General features: G+C 69.3%; 14 protein-coding genes. 8 read left to right on the top strand and 6 right to left on the bottom strand.

Features of this window, described 5'->3' with window-relative positions; translation table 11 throughout:
* Positions 1 to 8 precede the first annotated feature (8 nt).
* The gene (locus tag OG884_RS14385; RefSeq protein WP_326645841.1) at positions 9 to 1,697 is read right to left on the bottom strand and encodes a carbamoyltransferase N-terminal domain-containing protein; all 1,689 of its coding nucleotides are present in this window, start codon (positions 1,695 to 1,697) and stop codon (positions 9 to 11) included.
* Between the two features lie 395 nt (positions 1,698 to 2,092).
* Here OG884_RS14385 and OG884_RS14380 point away from each other — a divergent pair, with 395 nt between their 5' ends.
* The 4 genes from OG884_RS14380 (at position 2,093) to OG884_RS14365 (ending at position 6,546) form a co-directional block, all read left to right on the top strand.
* A complete protein-coding gene (locus tag OG884_RS14380; protein ID WP_326645839.1) occupies positions 2,093 to 3,322 on the top strand; it encodes a class I SAM-dependent methyltransferase in 1,230 nt (409 codons plus the stop codon).
* Positions 3,323 to 3,423: 101 nt separating this feature from the next.
* Positions 3,424 to 4,455, top strand: a complete 1,032-nt coding sequence (locus OG884_RS14375) for a class I SAM-dependent methyltransferase (protein ID WP_326645837.1) — start codon at positions 3,424 to 3,426, stop codon at positions 4,453 to 4,455.
* 44 nt (positions 4,456 to 4,499) lie between these two features.
* A complete protein-coding gene (locus OG884_RS14370) occupies positions 4,500 to 6,038 on the top strand; it encodes a tryptophan halogenase family protein (RefSeq protein ID WP_326645835.1) in 1,539 nt (512 codons plus the stop codon).
* The gene (locus OG884_RS14365) at positions 6,031 to 6,546 is read left to right on the top strand and encodes a flavin reductase family protein (protein ID WP_326645833.1); all 516 of its coding nucleotides are present in this window, start codon (positions 6,031 to 6,033) and stop codon (positions 6,544 to 6,546) included. The genes OG884_RS14370 and OG884_RS14365 overlap by 8 nt, the downstream gene beginning before the upstream one ends.
* Before the next feature lie 92 nt (positions 6,547 to 6,638).
* On the opposite strand, the gene OG884_RS14360 is transcribed toward OG884_RS14365, so the two are convergent.
* Both OG884_RS14360 and OG884_RS14355 read right to left on the bottom strand, forming a co-directional pair.
* Positions 6,639 to 7,715 (bottom strand): hypothetical protein, encoded by a 1,077-nt coding sequence (locus OG884_RS14360; protein WP_326645831.1) that lies wholly within the window; start codon positions 7,713 to 7,715, stop codon positions 6,639 to 6,641.
* A gap of 108 nt (positions 7,716 to 7,823) precedes the next feature.
* Positions 7,824 to 8,210 (bottom strand): GntR family transcriptional regulator, encoded by a 387-nt coding sequence (locus OG884_RS14355; RefSeq protein ID WP_326645828.1) that lies wholly within the window; start codon positions 8,208 to 8,210, stop codon positions 7,824 to 7,826.
* A gap of 278 nt (positions 8,211 to 8,488) precedes the next feature.
* Here OG884_RS14355 and OG884_RS14350 point away from each other — a divergent pair, with 278 nt between their 5' ends.
* The 4 genes from OG884_RS14350 (at position 8,489) to OG884_RS14335 (ending at position 11,362) form a co-directional block, all read left to right on the top strand.
* Positions 8,489 to 8,878 carry a hypothetical protein gene (locus OG884_RS14350; protein ID WP_326645826.1) on the top strand — a complete coding sequence of 130 codons (390 nt, stop codon included), beginning with the start codon at positions 8,489 to 8,491 and terminating at the stop codon, positions 8,876 to 8,878.
* Positions 8,875 to 9,426, top strand: coding sequence for an SdpA family antimicrobial peptide system protein (locus OG884_RS14345; protein WP_326645824.1), 552 nt, complete (start codon positions 8,875 to 8,877; stop codon positions 9,424 to 9,426). The genes OG884_RS14350 and OG884_RS14345 overlap by 4 nt, the downstream gene beginning before the upstream one ends.
* Positions 9,420 to 10,433 carry a sporulation-delaying protein SdpB family protein gene (locus OG884_RS14340; RefSeq protein ID WP_326645822.1) on the top strand — a complete coding sequence of 338 codons (1,014 nt, stop codon included), beginning with the start codon at positions 9,420 to 9,422 and terminating at the stop codon, positions 10,431 to 10,433. The genes OG884_RS14345 and OG884_RS14340 overlap by 7 nt, the downstream gene beginning before the upstream one ends.
* A 155-nt stretch (positions 10,434 to 10,588) precedes the next feature.
* Positions 10,589 to 11,362 carry an LmbU family transcriptional regulator gene (locus OG884_RS14335; RefSeq protein ID WP_326645820.1) on the top strand — a complete coding sequence of 258 codons (774 nt, stop codon included), beginning with the start codon at positions 10,589 to 10,591 and terminating at the stop codon, positions 11,360 to 11,362.
* Here the strand turns inward: OG884_RS14335 and OG884_RS14330 are convergent.
* The 3 genes from OG884_RS14330 to OG884_RS14320 all read right to left on the bottom strand — a co-directional run bounded on the left by OG884_RS14330 (position 11,319) and on the right by OG884_RS14320 (position 15,627).
* Complete coding sequence (locus tag OG884_RS14330; protein WP_326645818.1) at positions 11,319 to 12,215, bottom strand: DUF4429 domain-containing protein; 897 nt, start codon at positions 12,213 to 12,215, stop codon at positions 11,319 to 11,321. The genes OG884_RS14335 and OG884_RS14330 overlap by 44 nt on opposite strands.
* Before the next feature lie 74 nt (positions 12,216 to 12,289).
* Entirely contained in the window at positions 12,290 to 14,821 is a 2,532-nt protein-coding gene (locus OG884_RS14325; protein WP_326645817.1) for an ABC transporter permease, read from the bottom strand.
* Positions 14,821 to 15,627: an ABC transporter ATP-binding protein gene (locus OG884_RS14320; RefSeq protein ID WP_326645815.1), complete on the bottom strand. Its 807-nt coding sequence runs from the start codon at positions 15,625 to 15,627 to the stop codon at positions 14,821 to 14,823. Before OG884_RS14320 ends, OG884_RS14325 begins: the two co-directional genes overlap by 1 nt.
* Positions 15,628 to 15,646: the final 19 nt, after the last annotated feature.

Below are 15,646 nucleotides of genomic sequence, written 5' to 3'. Positions count from 1 at the left end.
CGGCTCCTTCACTCGCTGCCGTTGCGGACGCGGCGGTACAGGACGCCGTCGCTCCAGATGATGTCGATCCGGCCCCAGCGCATCGCGGAGACGACGTCGGGGAAGAACCCGCTCCCGCTCAGACCGGCACTCGTGCCGCACAGCACCGGAATCCCGCTCCACTTGCGGTACTCGCGCAGGATGGTGGTCAGCGTCGGATCGTCGTCCGCGCCGACCGTCTGCAACCGGGTCGTGCCGTCCAGGTGCTGGACGGCGGGGATCCGATCCACCCACTCAGGGCGGAGGCGGTGCTCGAACAGCATGTACGGGTCCGGCGTCCCCGGATCGAACACGTCCCGCGCGTGGTCGGCCAGGCATATCGGGGTGACCGGCCGGTGCCCGTCGCGCTGCTTCACCTCGTTCAGCAGCCGGCGCATGCCCGCGTCGACGGCGGGGGCCAGGATGCTGCGCGACCCCAGCGCCTGTGGGCCGAGCTTGGCCCGCCCGCTGAGCACAATCGCCGGCTTGCCGGTGAGGTGCAGCAGGCGGGCCAGTTCCTCCGGCCGGCACGGCGACACCGACCAGCCCGCGGGCAGATGCGGGTGGCGGACCGGCACGGGGCCGGCCCGCAGGTCCCACTCGAGTGGGCGCAGGCCGTCCACACGGCCCAGATGGGCCGCCGCGGCGCCGATCGCCGATCCCGAGTCGTCGGGGAAGGGCGGCACCCACATCTCGCGGATCGCCGGCTCCGCACGGAGCGCGGAGTTCCACTTGACGTTGAGCGCGCAGCCGCCCGCGAAGCACAGGTTGAACGGCCCGTCTCCCCGCCACGCCCGCATCCGCGGCACCAGTCGCTCGATGAGGAGCCTCTCCACGAAGTCGTGCAGGCCGGCCAGTACGTCGGCGTCGCCGCCGCCCAGCCGGTCCATCCGCTCGCGGAGCTCGCCCAGGTAGGCGTGTACGTATCGGTGGGACGGCTCGGCGGTGCCGCCGCAGCCGACGACCGCCTGCCGGTACTCCCGCGCCCGAGGTGTGTCCGCCTCGAAGTGCTCGTGGAACAGCGTGCGGAGCACCACCTGGATCTCGTCCTTGACGGTGCCCATCGCGATGTACGCCATGAGGTTCCCCGCCGCGCGGGGGTCGGGTTCGCCCTCCCCGCTCTCCCGGGGAAACGGTCCGAAATGCCGGGTGGCCATGGCGTACACGTCGCCGATGAGCGGGAACAGCGCGCCGTCGGCCTCGATCCGCCCGCTCTCGTCGACATGGTAGAGCCGTGGGAAGCCGTCGCCGTCCCACACCAGGACCATGGCGGGCTCGCCGCGCCGGGCGAACGGGCTCGTGCAGTAGGCCGCCGCGATATGGCTCGTCACATGCGGATAGCTGGTATATGGTCTGGACTTCCCGCCCAGTAGGACGGTGCCCCGGTGGCCGGGCAGGGCGGGGTCGGGCGCCGACCCCGTCTCCAGGTACGACGCCACCTCGACATCCAGCACCCGACCGCTTTTCGTGCCCGTCCAGCCGTCGACCACCCATTCGTCGACGTCGTCCACGTCGTATCCCCGGTCGGCCAGCAATTTCGGCAGGGTTTCCAGGTCCTGGACGCCGCTATAACGTGGGTTGTTGTCCAGCTGCTGGATCTCGATATTGAACTCGAGCCTGCCATCCCGGATCAGGGCGAGGCCGCCGCTCTTGGTCAGCTTGAGCCCGGCAGTAATCATCGGTCTCCTCCGCATTCGTCGCGCGGTTGCGCCGTGCCCGCCATTGATAGCGAATTAACAACGCAAAATGCTAGGCGGCCGTCGGCCGGGTGGCGCCGCAGGGTGCTCCCGCCGTACCAGATAAACCCCGAGGCGAACCGCCTCTTCGTCCCGCTGGCGGGACAGCGAACCGGCCCGGCTCCCGGAAATTAAATCAGTTCCCGGCCAGCTCAAGAAAGGCGAAACACCATCGCCGTAGGGTGCTCTGGGAACGAAGTGTTTGCCGAAAGAGCATTGCTTGCGGAAACTTGTACGGAGCGATTCCCGTTCCTTGGTCGAGGACACCGCGGATGAGTCCGCCCATTGACGCTCGGCCCACTCAACTCGCCGTCGGTTTTGGTCAGTCAGGAGCTCATATGCCGAACACATCCCAATGCCGCGTGTGCGGTGGCACTGTTCATGAGTTTTTCGACTTCGGGCGCCAGCCGCTGTCCGACGCCTTCCTCGCCCCCGGCTCCGACCTCGGCCAGGAGTTCTTCTTCCGCCTCGCCACCGGCCTCTGCGAGGCGTGCACGATGGTGCAGCTCATGGAGGAGGTGCCGCGGGACCGCATGTTCCACGAGGAGTACCCGTACTACTCCTCCGGGTCGGCGTACATGCGCGACCACTTCGAGGGGCTGGCCAAGCGTCTGCTCACGACCGAGCTCACCGGCGAGAACCCGTTCATCGTCGAGGTGGGATGCAACGACGGCGTGATGCTCAGGGCGCTCGCGGAGGCCGGCGTCCGGCACCTCGGCGTGGAGCCTTCCGGAGGCGTGGCCGACCTCGCCGCCGAGAAGGGGATCAGGGTCAGAAAGTCGTTCTTCGAGGAGTCGACCGCGAAGGAGATCCTCGCCGCGGAGGGGCACGCCGACGTCGTCTACGCGGCCAACACGCTCTGCCACATCCCCTACATCGGGTCGGTCCTGTCCGGCGTCGCCGCGCTGCTGGCGCCGACCGGAGTGTTCGTCTTCGAGGACCCCTACCTCTCCGACATCGTCGAACGGACCTCGTTCGACCAGATCTACGACGAGCACTTCTTCTTCTTCACCGTGCGGTCGGTTCGTGCGATGGCCGCCGCGCACGGGCTGGAGCTGGTGGACGTGGAGCGGCTCCCGGTGCACGGCGGGGAGGTCCGCTACACGCTGGCTCCCGCCGGGGCGCGGCAGCCGTCCGCCGCGGTGGCCGGGCTGCTGGCGGAGGAGGACGCGCGCGGGCTCGGCGAGATGGCCACGCTGCGCCGGTTCGGCGAGAACGTGCTGAAGATCCGCGAGGGCCTCACGTCACTGCTGCGCCGCCTTCGCGACGAGGGGAGGTCGGTGGTCGGGTACGGTGCCACGGCGAAGAGCGCGACCGTGACGAACCTCTGCGGCATCGGGCCCGACCTGGTCTCCTTCGTCTGCGACAGCACCCCCACCAAGCAGGGGCGGCTCACCCCGGGTACGCACATCCCGGTGCGGACGCCTGCGGACTTCTCGCGGCCCTACCCCGACTACGCCCTGCTGTTCGCCTGGAACCACGCCGAGGAGATCATGGCGAAGGAGCAGGAGTTCCGGGACGCGGGCGGCAAGTGGATCCTGTACGTCCCGGACGTGCGGATCGTGTGACCCCTCCCCGGCCCGCGAGCCGGGACCTTTCCCGCCTGTACCGGCTCGCTGAACGCGACGGTCGTGTCGCCTTCGCCGATGCCCGCTTGAAGGAGAGCTTGATGACCGCACACGCGACCGGATTCGGCCCGTCCTCCGACGGCACGGGGCTGTCCGCCAACATCTTCAACTCCACCGTGGCCGGGTTCGCGATCGCCGCCGCGTGGGAGGTGGGCGCGTTCGACGTCCTGAACGACCGCGGCGTGATCGACGTCCCCGCGTTCTGTGCGAAGCACAACCTGCATCTGCCGTCCATGCGGAGCATGTTCGCCGCGCTCGGCTCGGCCGGTGTGGTGGTCCGCGACAGTGCGGACGACGGTGCGGACACGGTGCGTGCCGGGTCGGCGTTCGCCGAGGTCTACCGGGACAAGGCGTTCTTCCACTGGCTGACCATCGGCTGCGCCGAGCTGTTCGCGAACATGCCGGGCATCGTCCGCAACGAGAACAGGGTCGGTGGTTTCTATCGGCGCAACGCCGTGGCCATCGGTTACGCCTGCAAGGACATCAACCGGCATTCGTTCGATCCGGTCTTCTGGGAGGCGATGGAGGCGCTCGACTTCGACTTCGGCACCGTCGCGGACCTCGGGTGCGGCAGCGGCGGGCGCCTGGCGCAGATCGCGAGCCGCTACCCCAACGTCCAGGGCATCGGGATCGACATCGCGCCCGACGCCCTCCGCGACGCCGCGGAGAACGTGGCCGCCGAGGGCTTCGGCGGGCGCTTCGACTTCATCGAGGCGGACGTGCGCGACCTGGGCCAGGACCCCCGCCTGGAGAAGGTGGAGGTGCTCACCTGCTTCATGATGGGCCACGACTTCTGGCCGCGAGAGCGGTGCGTGGCCTCGCTGCGCCGGCTGCGCGAGGCGTTCCCCAACGTCCGGAGGTTCCTGCTCGGCGACACGGCGCGGACCACCGGCATCCCCGACCGGGACAAGCCCGTGTTCACGCTGGCGTTCGAGACGGCCCACGACCTGATGGGCGTCTACCTGCCCACGCTCGCCGAGTGGGAGGGCGTGTTCGAGGAGAGCGGCTGGAAGTTCCTGAACGCTCGCGTCGTGCGGGTCCCCGCCGACTCCGTCGTCTACGAGCTGGCCTGACCGGGCCGAGATCCGGCCTTTCCAACGAATGTTGAGGAGCTTTAATGATCCGATCCGTGGTTATCGTGGGCGGTGGTACGGCCGGATGGATGACGGCCGGCTATCTGATGGCGGCGTTCGGCGACCGGATCGACGTGACCCTGGTGGAATCGCCCCAGGTGAAGCGGATCGGCGTCGGCGAGGCCACCTTCAGCACCGTGCGGCACTTCTTCGACTACCTCGGTCTTGACGAGGCCGACTGGCTGCCGAAATGCGCCGGGGGCTACAAGCTCGGCATCCGCTTCGAGAACTGGAGCGGAACGGGCGAGTACTTCTACCACCCGTTCGAGCGGCTGCGCGTGGTGGACGGATTCTCCATCGCCGACTGGTGGCTCGAACTGGGCGACCGCAGCAGGCCGTTCGACCGCTCCTGCTTCATCACCACGGCGCTCTGCGAGGCCAAGCGCTCGCCGCGGATGCGGGACGGGTCGCTCTTCGCCTCCGAGCTGGACGGCCCGCTGGGCCGGTCCACCCTGGCCGAGCAGCGGGCCCAGTTCCCGTACGCCTATCACTTCGACGCCGACGAGGTCGCCAGATATCTGGCCGACTTCTCCGTCAAGCGCGGTGTCCGGCACATCCTGGACAACGTGCAGCACGTCGCGCAGGACGAGCGCGGCTGGATCAGCCACGTGCACACCGCGGCCCACGGTGAGATCGCCGGTGACCTCTTCATCGACTGCACGGGTTTCCGCGGCATGCTGATCAATCAGACGCTCGGCACCGAGTTCCAGTCGTTCGAGGACGTGCTGCCCAACAACCGCGCGGTCGCGCTCCGGGTGCCGCGTGAAGAGGCCACGGACATGAGCCCGTACACCACGGCGACCGCGATGAGCGCGGGCTGGATGTGGACCATCCCGCTGTTCCGCCGTAACGGCACCGGCTACGTCTACTCCGACCAGTTCATCGGCCCGGAGGAGGCCGAGCGGGAGCTGCGTCAGGCCGCCGCGCCCGGCCAGGAGGACCTCCAGGCCAACCACATCCGGATGCGCATCGGCCGCAACCGGGAGTCGTGGGTCAAGAACTGCGTGGCGATCGGCCTCTCCAGCGCGTTCGTCGAGCCGCTGGAGTCCACCGGCATCTTCTTCATCCAGCACGGCATCGAGCAGCTCGTCAAGCACTTCCCCGACGAGCGGTGGGACAGCGACCAGATCGCGGCGTACAACACCCGGGTCGCGCACGCCGTGGACGGGGTGAAGGAGTTCCTCGTCCTGCACTACAAGTCCGCGCAGCGCGACGACACGCCGTACTGGAAGGAGGCGAAGACCCGCGCGATGCCCGCCGGGCTGCGGGAGAAACTCGACCTCGCCCAGTCACGCCTGCTGGACGAGGAGACCATCTACCCCTACTTCCACGGCTTCGAGAGCTACTCGTGGAACGCGATGAACCTCGGTCTCGGCAACCCTCCCCGTACGGCGCCGCCGGCGTTGAAACACCTCGACCCCGGCAACGCCCTGGCCGAGTTCGCCCGGATCAGGTCGGAGGCCGAGGAGATGGTCGCCGCGCTGCCCAGCTGTTACGAGTACCTGGCCGGTATCAATGGCTGACCGGCATCACCTCGTGACGCCGGACGCCTTCCGCGGCTTCATGAGCTCCTACTTCACCGGTGTCACGATCATCACGTCCATCGACGGCGACGAGCGGCCGCACGGGCTGACCTGCAACTCGCTCACCAGTGTGACGCTCGACCCGCCGACGCTACTGGTCTGCCTGGACATCCGGAGCGGGACGCTGGCCGCGGTCGGCAGCCGGGGAGAGTTCACGGTGAACCTGCTCGACGACGGCGCCCAGAGCACGGCGGAACTCTTCGCCTCGCCGGAATCCGATCGCTTCGATCAGGTCGCCTGGCGGAGGACGGCGCTCACCGGGCTGCCCTGGCTGGTCGAGGACGCCTTCGCGGTGGCCGAGTGCCAGGTGGCCGAGACGTTGGTCGTGGGCGACCACGCGGTGCTCTTCGGCCGGGTCGTGAACGTGGAGGCCGGTCCTGGAAACCCGCTGCTGTACGGCATGGGGGCGTTCTCGGGTGGGAGGTCGCGGCCGGTGCCGGCCTCCTGACCCGCCCTCCTGACCCGCCCGATGGCACGACCTCGAAGAAAGGAGCCTGCTCCGCCCGGCCACCGTCGTCACCACCGCGCTCACCGGATGGCTCAACCGCCGCACGACAGGTCGTGAGCCGTCACGCCGAGCCCCGCTGAGGGCCACAGCCGCTGGGGCCTCCGCTTCTCCTGGAGTTCGCCGGCCCCACCGGTCCCGCCGGCGAGGTAGCGGGTCGTGATCCCCGGGACGGTGGCCGGGCAGGTGGGGGGTCGCCCGCGCAGGGCACGCCTGATCTCCTCGGCGCCGCCGGCGGCGTCGTCGACGGTCACCACGAATTCGCCGCCCCCGCGTAGCGCCACCAGGAGCCCCTCGCCCTTACGGATCACGATGGCGTGCCGTCTGATGCCGCGCAGCCGCCAACCCCAGCCCCACTCCCGCGGATCGATCTCGATCTTCTCCGCGGTCTCGATCCGGCTGAGCGGGATGCGCCGGATGAGACCGAACGGGATGCGGCCCCGGACCGAGAGCGCCGTTCCGTCGAAGGAGGCGACGATTCCGCCCCACAGATGCAGCGTGGTCAGCGACAGGAGAGCCGGTACGGCCATCCAGTACGTACCGGCGATCGTGAGCACGACCATGATGCAGGTGACCGTGAACGTCTTCCACACCAGGTCGGGATTGCGGGACTGACCGATCCACACCATACGCCCCCGCCGGGAGCGTGCCTGGCCGATGATCGGCTCGGTCGGCAGGTCGGTGGTCTCACGCGGGCCCCGCCGCAGCGGATGCACGGCGATCGCGCCGAACACGAGGGCCAGCGCTCCACCGGCAATCGTGATGACCTCCGAGGCCGGTGACGTGGTGGCCTCTCGCCAGGTCGGGGCGTCCAGGTTGGCGCCCACCGTGCCCAGTAGCACGGCGAGCCCCAGCGTGGTGGGCAGGGCCACGGCGCCGCCCGCGGCGGCCCTGCGCCCGAGCGAGCCCGGGGGCCGCAGGTAGGCGAGCAGGGCCAGGATCGACCACGCGCTCGCGCCGACTATCAGGATGTCCCGGATCAGTGGTTGCAGTGGGGCTGACTCATCGGGGCGTCCGTCGGTAAAGTGGGCGGCCACCGGGTCGGGCAGACGCTCGCTGAGGAGGAAGGGCACCGCCAGGGCCAAGACGAACACGCTGAGAGGAGCGAGCACCACAATGAGTAAGAAACGTATTGCCGCTCGCCTATCCTCCTCCTGGAATCGCATATTCCTCCACTATTATAACATTTATCTAAAAGCGGATAGATGACGCTGTATTGATCAGTCCGAGATGGTGTCATAACCTGTGTTGCTTCGGAAAGCGTGTGACACAAGATTCATCAGAGCACTCTCCGTGATGCCGGCCCGTCGCGCTTCGACGACGAGGCTCACGAGCGCTCTGTCCAGGCGCCGGTCTCCACTTCGTGTCCCGGGGGCGATGACCACGGTTCCCCTGCCGCGGCGTACCTCGACCATGCCCTCGTCGCGGAGCAGCGCGTAGGCGCGCAGCACCGTGTGCAGGTTCACCTGAAGGCTCGCCGCCAGTGTCTTGGCGGGAGGCAGGTGGTCACCGGGTCGCAACGTTCCCGTGATCAGCTCGCGCCGCAGGCCCCGGGCGATCTGGTCAAAAAGCGGGACTGTGGAGTTAGGGTCGATGTTCAGCTTCATAAGGTCTCAAGATTGGGCGCCTCCGCCGTAGGCAAAAAGGTGGTATGGCGTCTGGCCAGGCCATTGGCCCCTTTACTGATTGTTATAGAAATTATAGGATAACTTCCGTCTTGCCCGATACGGGTTGTTACGGGGTGCCAATGCAGCATAGACAGGTATCTATAGGACTATTGTGCGCTATAAGCCTCTTAGGTGCCTCCAGTGCGCTGGGGGCCACAGAGGTCAGACGTTATGACGGGGAAGCCCTGTTCCGAGGGCTTTTCCTGGGACAGGGCCAGGTGGCGGAAACGTATCCGGACCTGCGCGCCCCATCCTCGACCGGAGCCTGGCCCGCAGCCAAGGCGGAGCAGCTGGTCGCCGGGATAAAGCGCGCCGAGCCGGACTTCTTCCCCGCCTTCGAGACCGCGATCACCAGCGGCGACCGGATCCGCATCGAGCAGGCCGCGTCCACCGCTGGCGAGCTGGCCGCGAAGACGCCGGTCGGCGACAGCGGTCTCGCGTCCGCTCCCGACGTCGCCTACTCCTTCATCGTGGTCGATTCCACGCTGCTCAAGCAGACCAACACCATCTGGAACACCAACCGGTTCTGGAGCGTCATCCCCGAGGGTGGCACCGTTCTGGCCCAGGAACGCTGGGTCGACGACGTGGCGAAGACTCTTGCCCGGTGAACGCCGACGCCAGGCTGGGCATGTCCGCCGCCGCACTCGGCCTCGGGTGGACCGCCCTGATCCTCTATGTCGTCATCGGCCAGCTGCCCAGCGCCGCCCTCCGGCTGCCCGCGCAGCGAACGGTGAGCGAGGCGGCGCGGCTGGTCGCTCCCCAGGGGTGGGCGTTCTTCACCAAGTCCGCCCGCGAACCGAGGGAGACCGTGTGGCGCGCGTCCGCCACCGGAGCGTGGCAGTCCGTCGCGCTCGGGCCACACGCCGAGCCGCGCAACCTGTGGGGGTTTGACCGACGCTCCCGCGCCGAGGGAGTCGAACGCGGCATCCTGCTCGCGGCCGTACCCGCCGACCGGTGGCGCGACTGCCGACGCGAGGTGACCGGATGCCTCGGACTACCCGGCGCGGCGGTGCCGGTGCGCAACCCCTCTCCCGATCCGATTCTCTGCGGAACGCTTGAGGTGACACGGCAGAAGCCACTGCCGTGGGCCTGGGCGGACGCCGCGGCGCACACCCAGATGCCGGTCTCGGTGGTGCGATTGGAGGTCGCATGCTGAGTGGACTCGGCGCGAAGGCACGGGGAATCGCCGAGACGAGTCCGTGGACGAACGTGTACGGGCTGGCCAGGACCCTGCTCGCCCTCTGCACCCTGACCACGCTGCTCGCCAGCGAGACCTCCTCGCTCTTCAGGCCCGCGCAGGGCGTTCCCGACTACCCGTACTGTGACGGCGCCGCCGCCTACGGCCTGTTCTGCGTCCTCGACGCCGACCAGGCGCATCCGGTGGCCATCGCGGTCCTCGCTGTCGCCGCCTCCGGGTGGCGGCCGCGGTTCACCGCGCTGCCGCACTGGTGGGTGGCCGTGAGCTTCCAGGCGTCCGCGACGATCCCCGACGGCGGGGACCAGGTCGCCGCGGTGCTCACCCTCCTGCTCCTGCCGATCGCGCTGACCGACGGACGCGCCTGGCACTGGGGACACCCCCAGGCCGTCGGTGATCCGGTCACCTCGCTGGTCGCATGGTCGGCCCTGCTTGTCATCCGTGTCCAGGTCGCGGGCATCTACCTGCAGTCCTCGGTGGCGAAGCTGGGCCGGGAGGAATGGGCCGACGGCACCGCCCTGTACTACTGGCTCAGCGATCCGCTGTTCGGTGGTCCCGGCTGGGCGGCGGGGGTTCTCGAACCTCTGCGCGTCTCATCGGTCGGCGTCACGCTGCTCACCTGGGGGCCGGTGGCGATCGAGTTCGCCCTGGTCATGGGGCTGGTGTCCCGGCGGGCCGTCCGGCCGTACCTGCTGGTGGCCGGTCTCACCCTGCACACCCTCATCGGGCTGCTCATGGGGCTGGGAAGCTTCGCTCTGGCGATGTTCGCCTGCCTCGTCATATACCTGAGACCTCTGGACCGGCCGTTCGCGTTCGGGGACGTGACTCTTCCGATGCTTCTTCCACACCGACTGCGCGTCCTTACCGGCTCTGCCCGGCAGGCGATGGCACGCATCGCCCGTCAGCCCAGGGACGCGAGTGTTGCCGAGGCCGGCCTCGGCCTGACCGATACCGACGCACGCCGCTGACCATCTGGCGGCCGGCCAGAAGAGGGCCGGCGCCGCGGCACCTATTCGAGCTGCGCACCTTCGTGGTCTGGCTCCGCGCACTCGGAGCGATCACGATTCGGCCGTTCACGCCGTACTGATGCGAGGAGCAGCGATATGGCGAAGGAAGGAAAACGATGAGCAAGCCTCTCGTTCGGGGAAAGAAAGGCGGCGAGAGCCGCGTGACACCGGTCCTGTCTCAGGAGAACGGGATCAACCACCGTCTCGGGCTCGACCGGACGGTGATACCGAGAAGAACCGGTCTGCAGTTTCCGGCCCAGATCCCGTTCGCCAACTGGGAGAGCATCGGTCGCCAGCTCTCCCTCATCGCCGACTCCTCCGCGTGGTGGCTGGGCGACTGGCTGGTCTACGGGGAGAAGCAGTACGCCGACCGCTACCGGACGGCCATCGAGCGGACGTCGCTGGACTACCAGACGTTGCGCAACTACGCCTGGGTGGCCCGCCGCTTCGGCCTGCCCCGGCGCCGGGACAAGCTGAGCTTCGCCCACCACGCGGAGGTGGCGGCGCTGAGCGTGCCCGAACAGGATCTGTGGCTACAGCGCGCCGAGCAGCACGCCTGGTCCAGGAACCGCCTGCGCAAGGAGCTCAGGCAGGCGGCCGCCCTGAGAAACGGGGAGGGCGAGCCGGCCGAGGCGCCGAGCCCGCCGGTGGGCGGTGACGGGGTTGACACCGAGACCTCAGGCGGCTCCGGGCTCGCCGTGAAGCTGCAGCTGAGCCCGAGCCAGGAACAGCTCGAACGCTGGGAGTTCGCCGCGCGCAAGCACAACTGCGACCTGGTCAACTGGATGGTTCTGGCGCTGGAGAAGTTCGCGCGGGAGGTCACGCAGGAGGGTGCCGGGTCCGTGGCTAGAGCTCCATCCGGCGCAGCAGCGACCGCTTGGCCGAGCTGAACTCCTCGTCGGTGAGCACACCGGAGCGGTGTAGATCGCCGAGCTCGGTCAGGCGGCGCACCAGGGCGTCGTGCTCCTCCAACTCGGCCAGGCGCTGCCGCCGATCGTCCGGCCGGCTCGGCGGCAGCGCGGGCGGCAGCGCGGCCGGCTCCTCGGCACGGCGCGACAGCCGGGCCAGCACGGCGGCGGCGACCAGGACGGTCGAGCCGCCGTACCGCTGCACGCCCCAGGACAGGCAGTGCAGGTCCTTCTCCGGCGACACGGCGGGGGCGGCGCCCCTGAGGCGGAAGCGGAGGCGGCCATAGCCGATGCCGGTCTGCGGGGCCCACTCCACGCCCTCCACATCTCGCAGCGGGAACGTCTGCGGACCTGCCTCCTCCTTGACCGACTTGGCGAACACGCTCCACTCCAGGCGAATCCGCTCACCGTCGAAGTTCACCGTGCCGTCGCCCGCCGAGGCCGACACCGGTACGGCGGGGCCGGGCAGCAGGAAGGACTCACAGGGACCGCTCGGCACCTGCTCCAGCATCAGGTGGGTGCGCACCTCGTCGGCGAAGTACTCGGCGGCCCCGGTGCGCCCCTTGGGGACGGTCAGCCGGTACGGATCGGCGGATCCCGACAACCGCCCGGTGACCACGTCGGTCAGCGGATCGGCTCCCGGCCGCAGGCGAAGCTGCAGGTTGCCCCCCTTGCGCGAGGGCTCGAACGACACTCCGGAGATCGCTGTGAGGGGGATCTCCAGTTCGCCGAGCGTCTTGCGTAGTTCGTGGACGTCGCTGTCCCCGCCTGGCACGATCCTGAGGATTTCACTGTCGAACGTCCATGATCCGTCCGGAATGGAGATCTCGGCCATGTCGTCACCCTAGGACATCCGGGAGCGTCGCAGTACGCCCCCGGCAGACGTCGGTCGTGTCACCTGTCGACGGCTCACTGGTGCTGGATGGCCCGCAGGACGTTCATCCGCGAGGCCCGCCGGGCCGGCCAGATCGCCGCCACGACACCGATCAGGACGGCACTGAGCAGGTAGAGCCCGAGCCGGCCGTACGGGATGTCGAGTACCTCGACGCCGTCGGCCGCCATCACCCGCTGCAACGCCCAGCCGAGCGCGGTCCCGAGAGCCAGACCGGCCACGGCACCGAACAGCGAGACCATCACCGACTCGTAGCTGATCATGGATCGGGTCTGGCTGCGGCTCATCCCGACGGCTCGGAGCAGCCCGATCTCGCGGGTCCGCTCCATCACCGACAGGCTCAACGTGTTCACGATGCCCAGCGCGGCGATGGCGATCGAGAGCACCAGCAGGACCACGATCAGGTTCAGCACCTGATCGATCTCCTGGCGGGCGTCGGCCCGTACCGCCTCGCGATCCTTCGGCTCGACGTTCGGGTAGGCCTGAAGCGCCGACCGCACGTCCTGCAGGGCCCGCTCCCCGCCGCCGTCGTCGAGGTCGACGAACGCCTTCTGGATCAGACCGGCCGGAGCGTGCGCCTGGTAACCGGCCGGGCTCACGATGAAGGACATGCCCAGCACCTCGTTGGCGGCGAAGAGTCCGCTCACCCGCAGGGTCGCGGTGGACCGGTCCGGGTACCGGCCGGTGATGGTGCTGCCCACCTTCCAGCCACGCTCCGCGGCGAGTGCGCTCTGCACGAGCAGCCCGTCGGCGGCCAGGGTGCCGGTGCCGTCCTCGATCCTCAGGTTGGCCGGACCCGCCAGCGCGACCGGGTCGGCGACCAGGACGGGCACCTGTCCGTCGGCGATCCTCATCGTCCCGTGCCGGACCGCGGTGACGCCGCGCACGCCCGGGACGGCGGCCACCCGGTCCACCGTCTCCTGGCTGAAACCGGTGAGACCGCGCGGGTCCAGGGAGAGGTCGGCGCCGAACTGACGCGCGATCCTCTGGTCGGCGGACGTGCTCATCGAGCCGGCCACCACCGTCGCCACCGAGACGAGCGCGAGCCCGACCATCAGCGCCGACGCCGTGGCCGCGGTACGGCGGGGATCCCGCCGGGCGTTCTCCCGGCTCAGCCGCCCGACCGTGCCGCCGAGCCGGGAGATCGGCCAGCCGAGCAGCGCGATGACCGGCCGGCTCAGGAACGGGCTGAGCATCGTCAGGGCGAGCAACGCCAGCAGACCGCCGCCGATCACCAGGGCCGTGCCCCCCGCCTTCCCGGTCGCCAGGCCCGCGGCCGGCGCTCCCGCGCCCAGCAGCGCCATGACGACGCCGGCGACGAGGCGGAGGGTCATCGAACGGCGGGTGAGCGCCACGTCGTCGCGCATCGCCGCGACCGGCGGGATCTTCGCCGCGCGGCGCGTCGGCAGGTAGGCGGCCAGCAGCGTGACGAGCATGCCGACCGCGTACGCCCAGATCACGGTCGAGAGCTCGACCACCGGCGTGCGCAGCGGAACCTGGGTGCCGCCGGTGAACCGCTCGAACAGCAGCCTCAGCCCGTAGGACAGTCCCACGCCGGTGAGCAGGCCCAGGGTCGAGCCGAGGAAACCGATCCCGAGCGCCTCGCCGAGAACCGCCCGGGTCACCTGGGCGCGGCTCGCGCCCATGGCCCGGAGCAGCGCGAGCTCCCGGATCCGCTGCACGACCAGCATCGTGAACGTGTTGAGGATGATGAACGATCCGATGAAGACCGCCACACCGGCGAACACCAGCAGGAACCGGCTGATCAGCTCGAAGAGCGAGCTCAGCTGGGACTTGACCTCCTCCACCTCGTCCGCGCCGGTCTTGGCCTCGTACTGCGCCGGGAGTGCCGCGCCGACCTGCTGGAGAAGCTGCTGCTGCGAGACGCCCTCGCGTGGCCGTACGAAGATCGCCGAGTACTGCCCGGGGCCGGTCAGCAGGGCCTGCGCGGTCTCGGGGGCGAACATCACGTAGGTGGCGGCACGGCCGACCTGGTCGTTGACCGCCCTGAAGACGCCGGCGACGCGCATGGACCTCGTCGCCCGCGCGGTCACCACGCTGACCGAGTCGCCGACCTTGAGCTGCCCCTCGGCCGCGGTGCGCTCCTCGACGACGACATCGTCGGCCGCCGAAGGCTCCCGGCCGGAGAGTATCTGAAGGCCCGCGCCCGGGCGCTCCAGGTACGCCGCGCCCAGGTGCGCCGCGCGGTCCTCACCGACGATCCTCCCGTCCTGGCGGACGATCGCCGCGTACCCGTCGTGCTGCCCCTTGAGCTCTCCGGCGCCGGGCACGCTCTGCTGCAGCGTGCTGACCAGAGAGGCCGGTATCGTGGCCGGCGTCGCGTTCTCCCCCTCGGCCGGTTTGGGCCGGACGACCACGGTCGTGGTCTCGGTCCGCCCCGCGAAGATCGGGTCGAAGCTCTGGGTGGCGGTGTCCCGGAAGATCATCGTGCCCGCGACGAAGGAGACCCCGAGCGTCACCGCGAGCACGGAGAGCAGCAGCCGGACCCGATTCGCCATGAGATTGCGCAGTGTGAGCTTTGCGAGCATCAGATCCGCCCCCGCTTGCCAGGGGTCGTGCTGCTCGCCCCCGCGGGTTCGAACCTCTTCAGCCGCTCCAGGACCTTCTCCGCGGTGGGTTCCGGCATCCGGTCGACGACGCGGCCGTCGGACAGGAAGATCACGTGATCGGTGTACGCGGCGGCCGTCGGGTCGTGGGTGACCATGACGATGGTCTGGCCGGTCTGCCGTACCGACTTCTGCAGGAAGCCCAGCACCTCGGCACCGGACCGGGAGTCGAGGTTACCGGTGGGCTCGTCCGCGAAGATGACGTCCGGCTTGCCGGCGAGCGCCCGCGCGCACGCCACCCGCTGCTGCTGGCCGCCGGAGAGCTGGTTCGGACGGTGGTCCAGCCGCTCGCGCAGGCCGGTGGTCTCGATCACGGAGTCCAGCCATTCCTGATCGGGCGTGCGGCCGGCCAGCCGGATCGGCAGGACGATGTTCTCCAGCGCGGTCAGGGTGGGCAGCAGGTTGAAGGACTGGAAGATGAAGCCGATCCGGTCCCGGCGCAGCCGGGTGAGCTGCTTCTCGTTCAGGTCCGTCACGTCCTGGTCGCCGACGAACACCCGCCCGGAGTCCACACTGTCCAGCCCCGCCATGCAGTGCATGAGGGTGGACTTGCCGGAACCGGACGGTCCCATGATGCCGGCGAACCGGCCACGCGGGATGTTCAGCGACACGCCGTCGAGGGCCGCCACCGCCGTGTCTCCGGTGCTGTACCGCTTGGAGATGTTCTCCGCGCGGGCGGCAACGGGCTCACCCGTCTCCTCCGCCAGCACCGCCGTCGAGTTCTTCATTTCCGGCTCCTCGGACAGG

This window comes from Streptosporangium sp. NBC_01755 (assembly GCF_035917995.1).
Lineage (GTDB): Bacteria > Actinomycetota > Actinomycetes > Streptosporangiales > Streptosporangiaceae > Streptosporangium.
This window is presented reverse-complemented; position numbering and strand designations above follow the sequence as displayed.

Bases quoted from the DNA above. Each gene is read 5' to 3' on its own strand.
- OG884_RS14385 (WP_326645841.1), bottom strand. From the start codon at position 1,697: ATGATTACTGCCGGGCTCAAGCTGACCAAGAGCGGCGGCCTCGCCCTG.
- OG884_RS14380 (WP_326645839.1), top strand. From the start codon at position 2,093: ATGCCGAACACATCCCAATGCCGCGTGTGCGGTGGCACTGTTCATGAG.
- OG884_RS14375 (WP_326645837.1), top strand. From the start codon at position 3,424: ATGACCGCACACGCGACCGGATTCGGCCCGTCCTCCGACGGCACGGGG.
- OG884_RS14370 (WP_326645835.1), top strand. From the start codon at position 4,500: ATGATCCGATCCGTGGTTATCGTGGGCGGTGGTACGGCCGGATGGATG.
- OG884_RS14365 (WP_326645833.1), top strand. From the start codon at position 6,031: ATGGCTGACCGGCATCACCTCGTGACGCCGGACGCCTTCCGCGGCTTC.
- OG884_RS14355 (WP_326645828.1), bottom strand. From the start codon at position 8,210: ATGAAGCTGAACATCGACCCTAACTCCACAGTCCCGCTTTTTGACCAG.
- OG884_RS14340 (WP_326645822.1), top strand. From the start codon at position 9,420: ATGCTGAGTGGACTCGGCGCGAAGGCACGGGGAATCGCCGAGACGAGT.
- OG884_RS14335 (WP_326645820.1), top strand. From the start codon at position 10,589: ATGAGCAAGCCTCTCGTTCGGGGAAAGAAAGGCGGCGAGAGCCGCGTG.
- OG884_RS14330 (WP_326645818.1), bottom strand. From the start codon at position 12,215: ATGGCCGAGATCTCCATTCCGGACGGATCATGGACGTTCGACAGTGAA.
- OG884_RS14325 (WP_326645817.1), bottom strand. From the start codon at position 14,821: ATGCTCGCAAAGCTCACACTGCGCAATCTCATGGCGAATCGGGTCCGG.
- OG884_RS14320 (WP_326645815.1), bottom strand. From the start codon at position 15,627: ATGAAGAACTCGACGGCGGTGCTGGCGGAGGAGACGGGTGAGCCCGTT.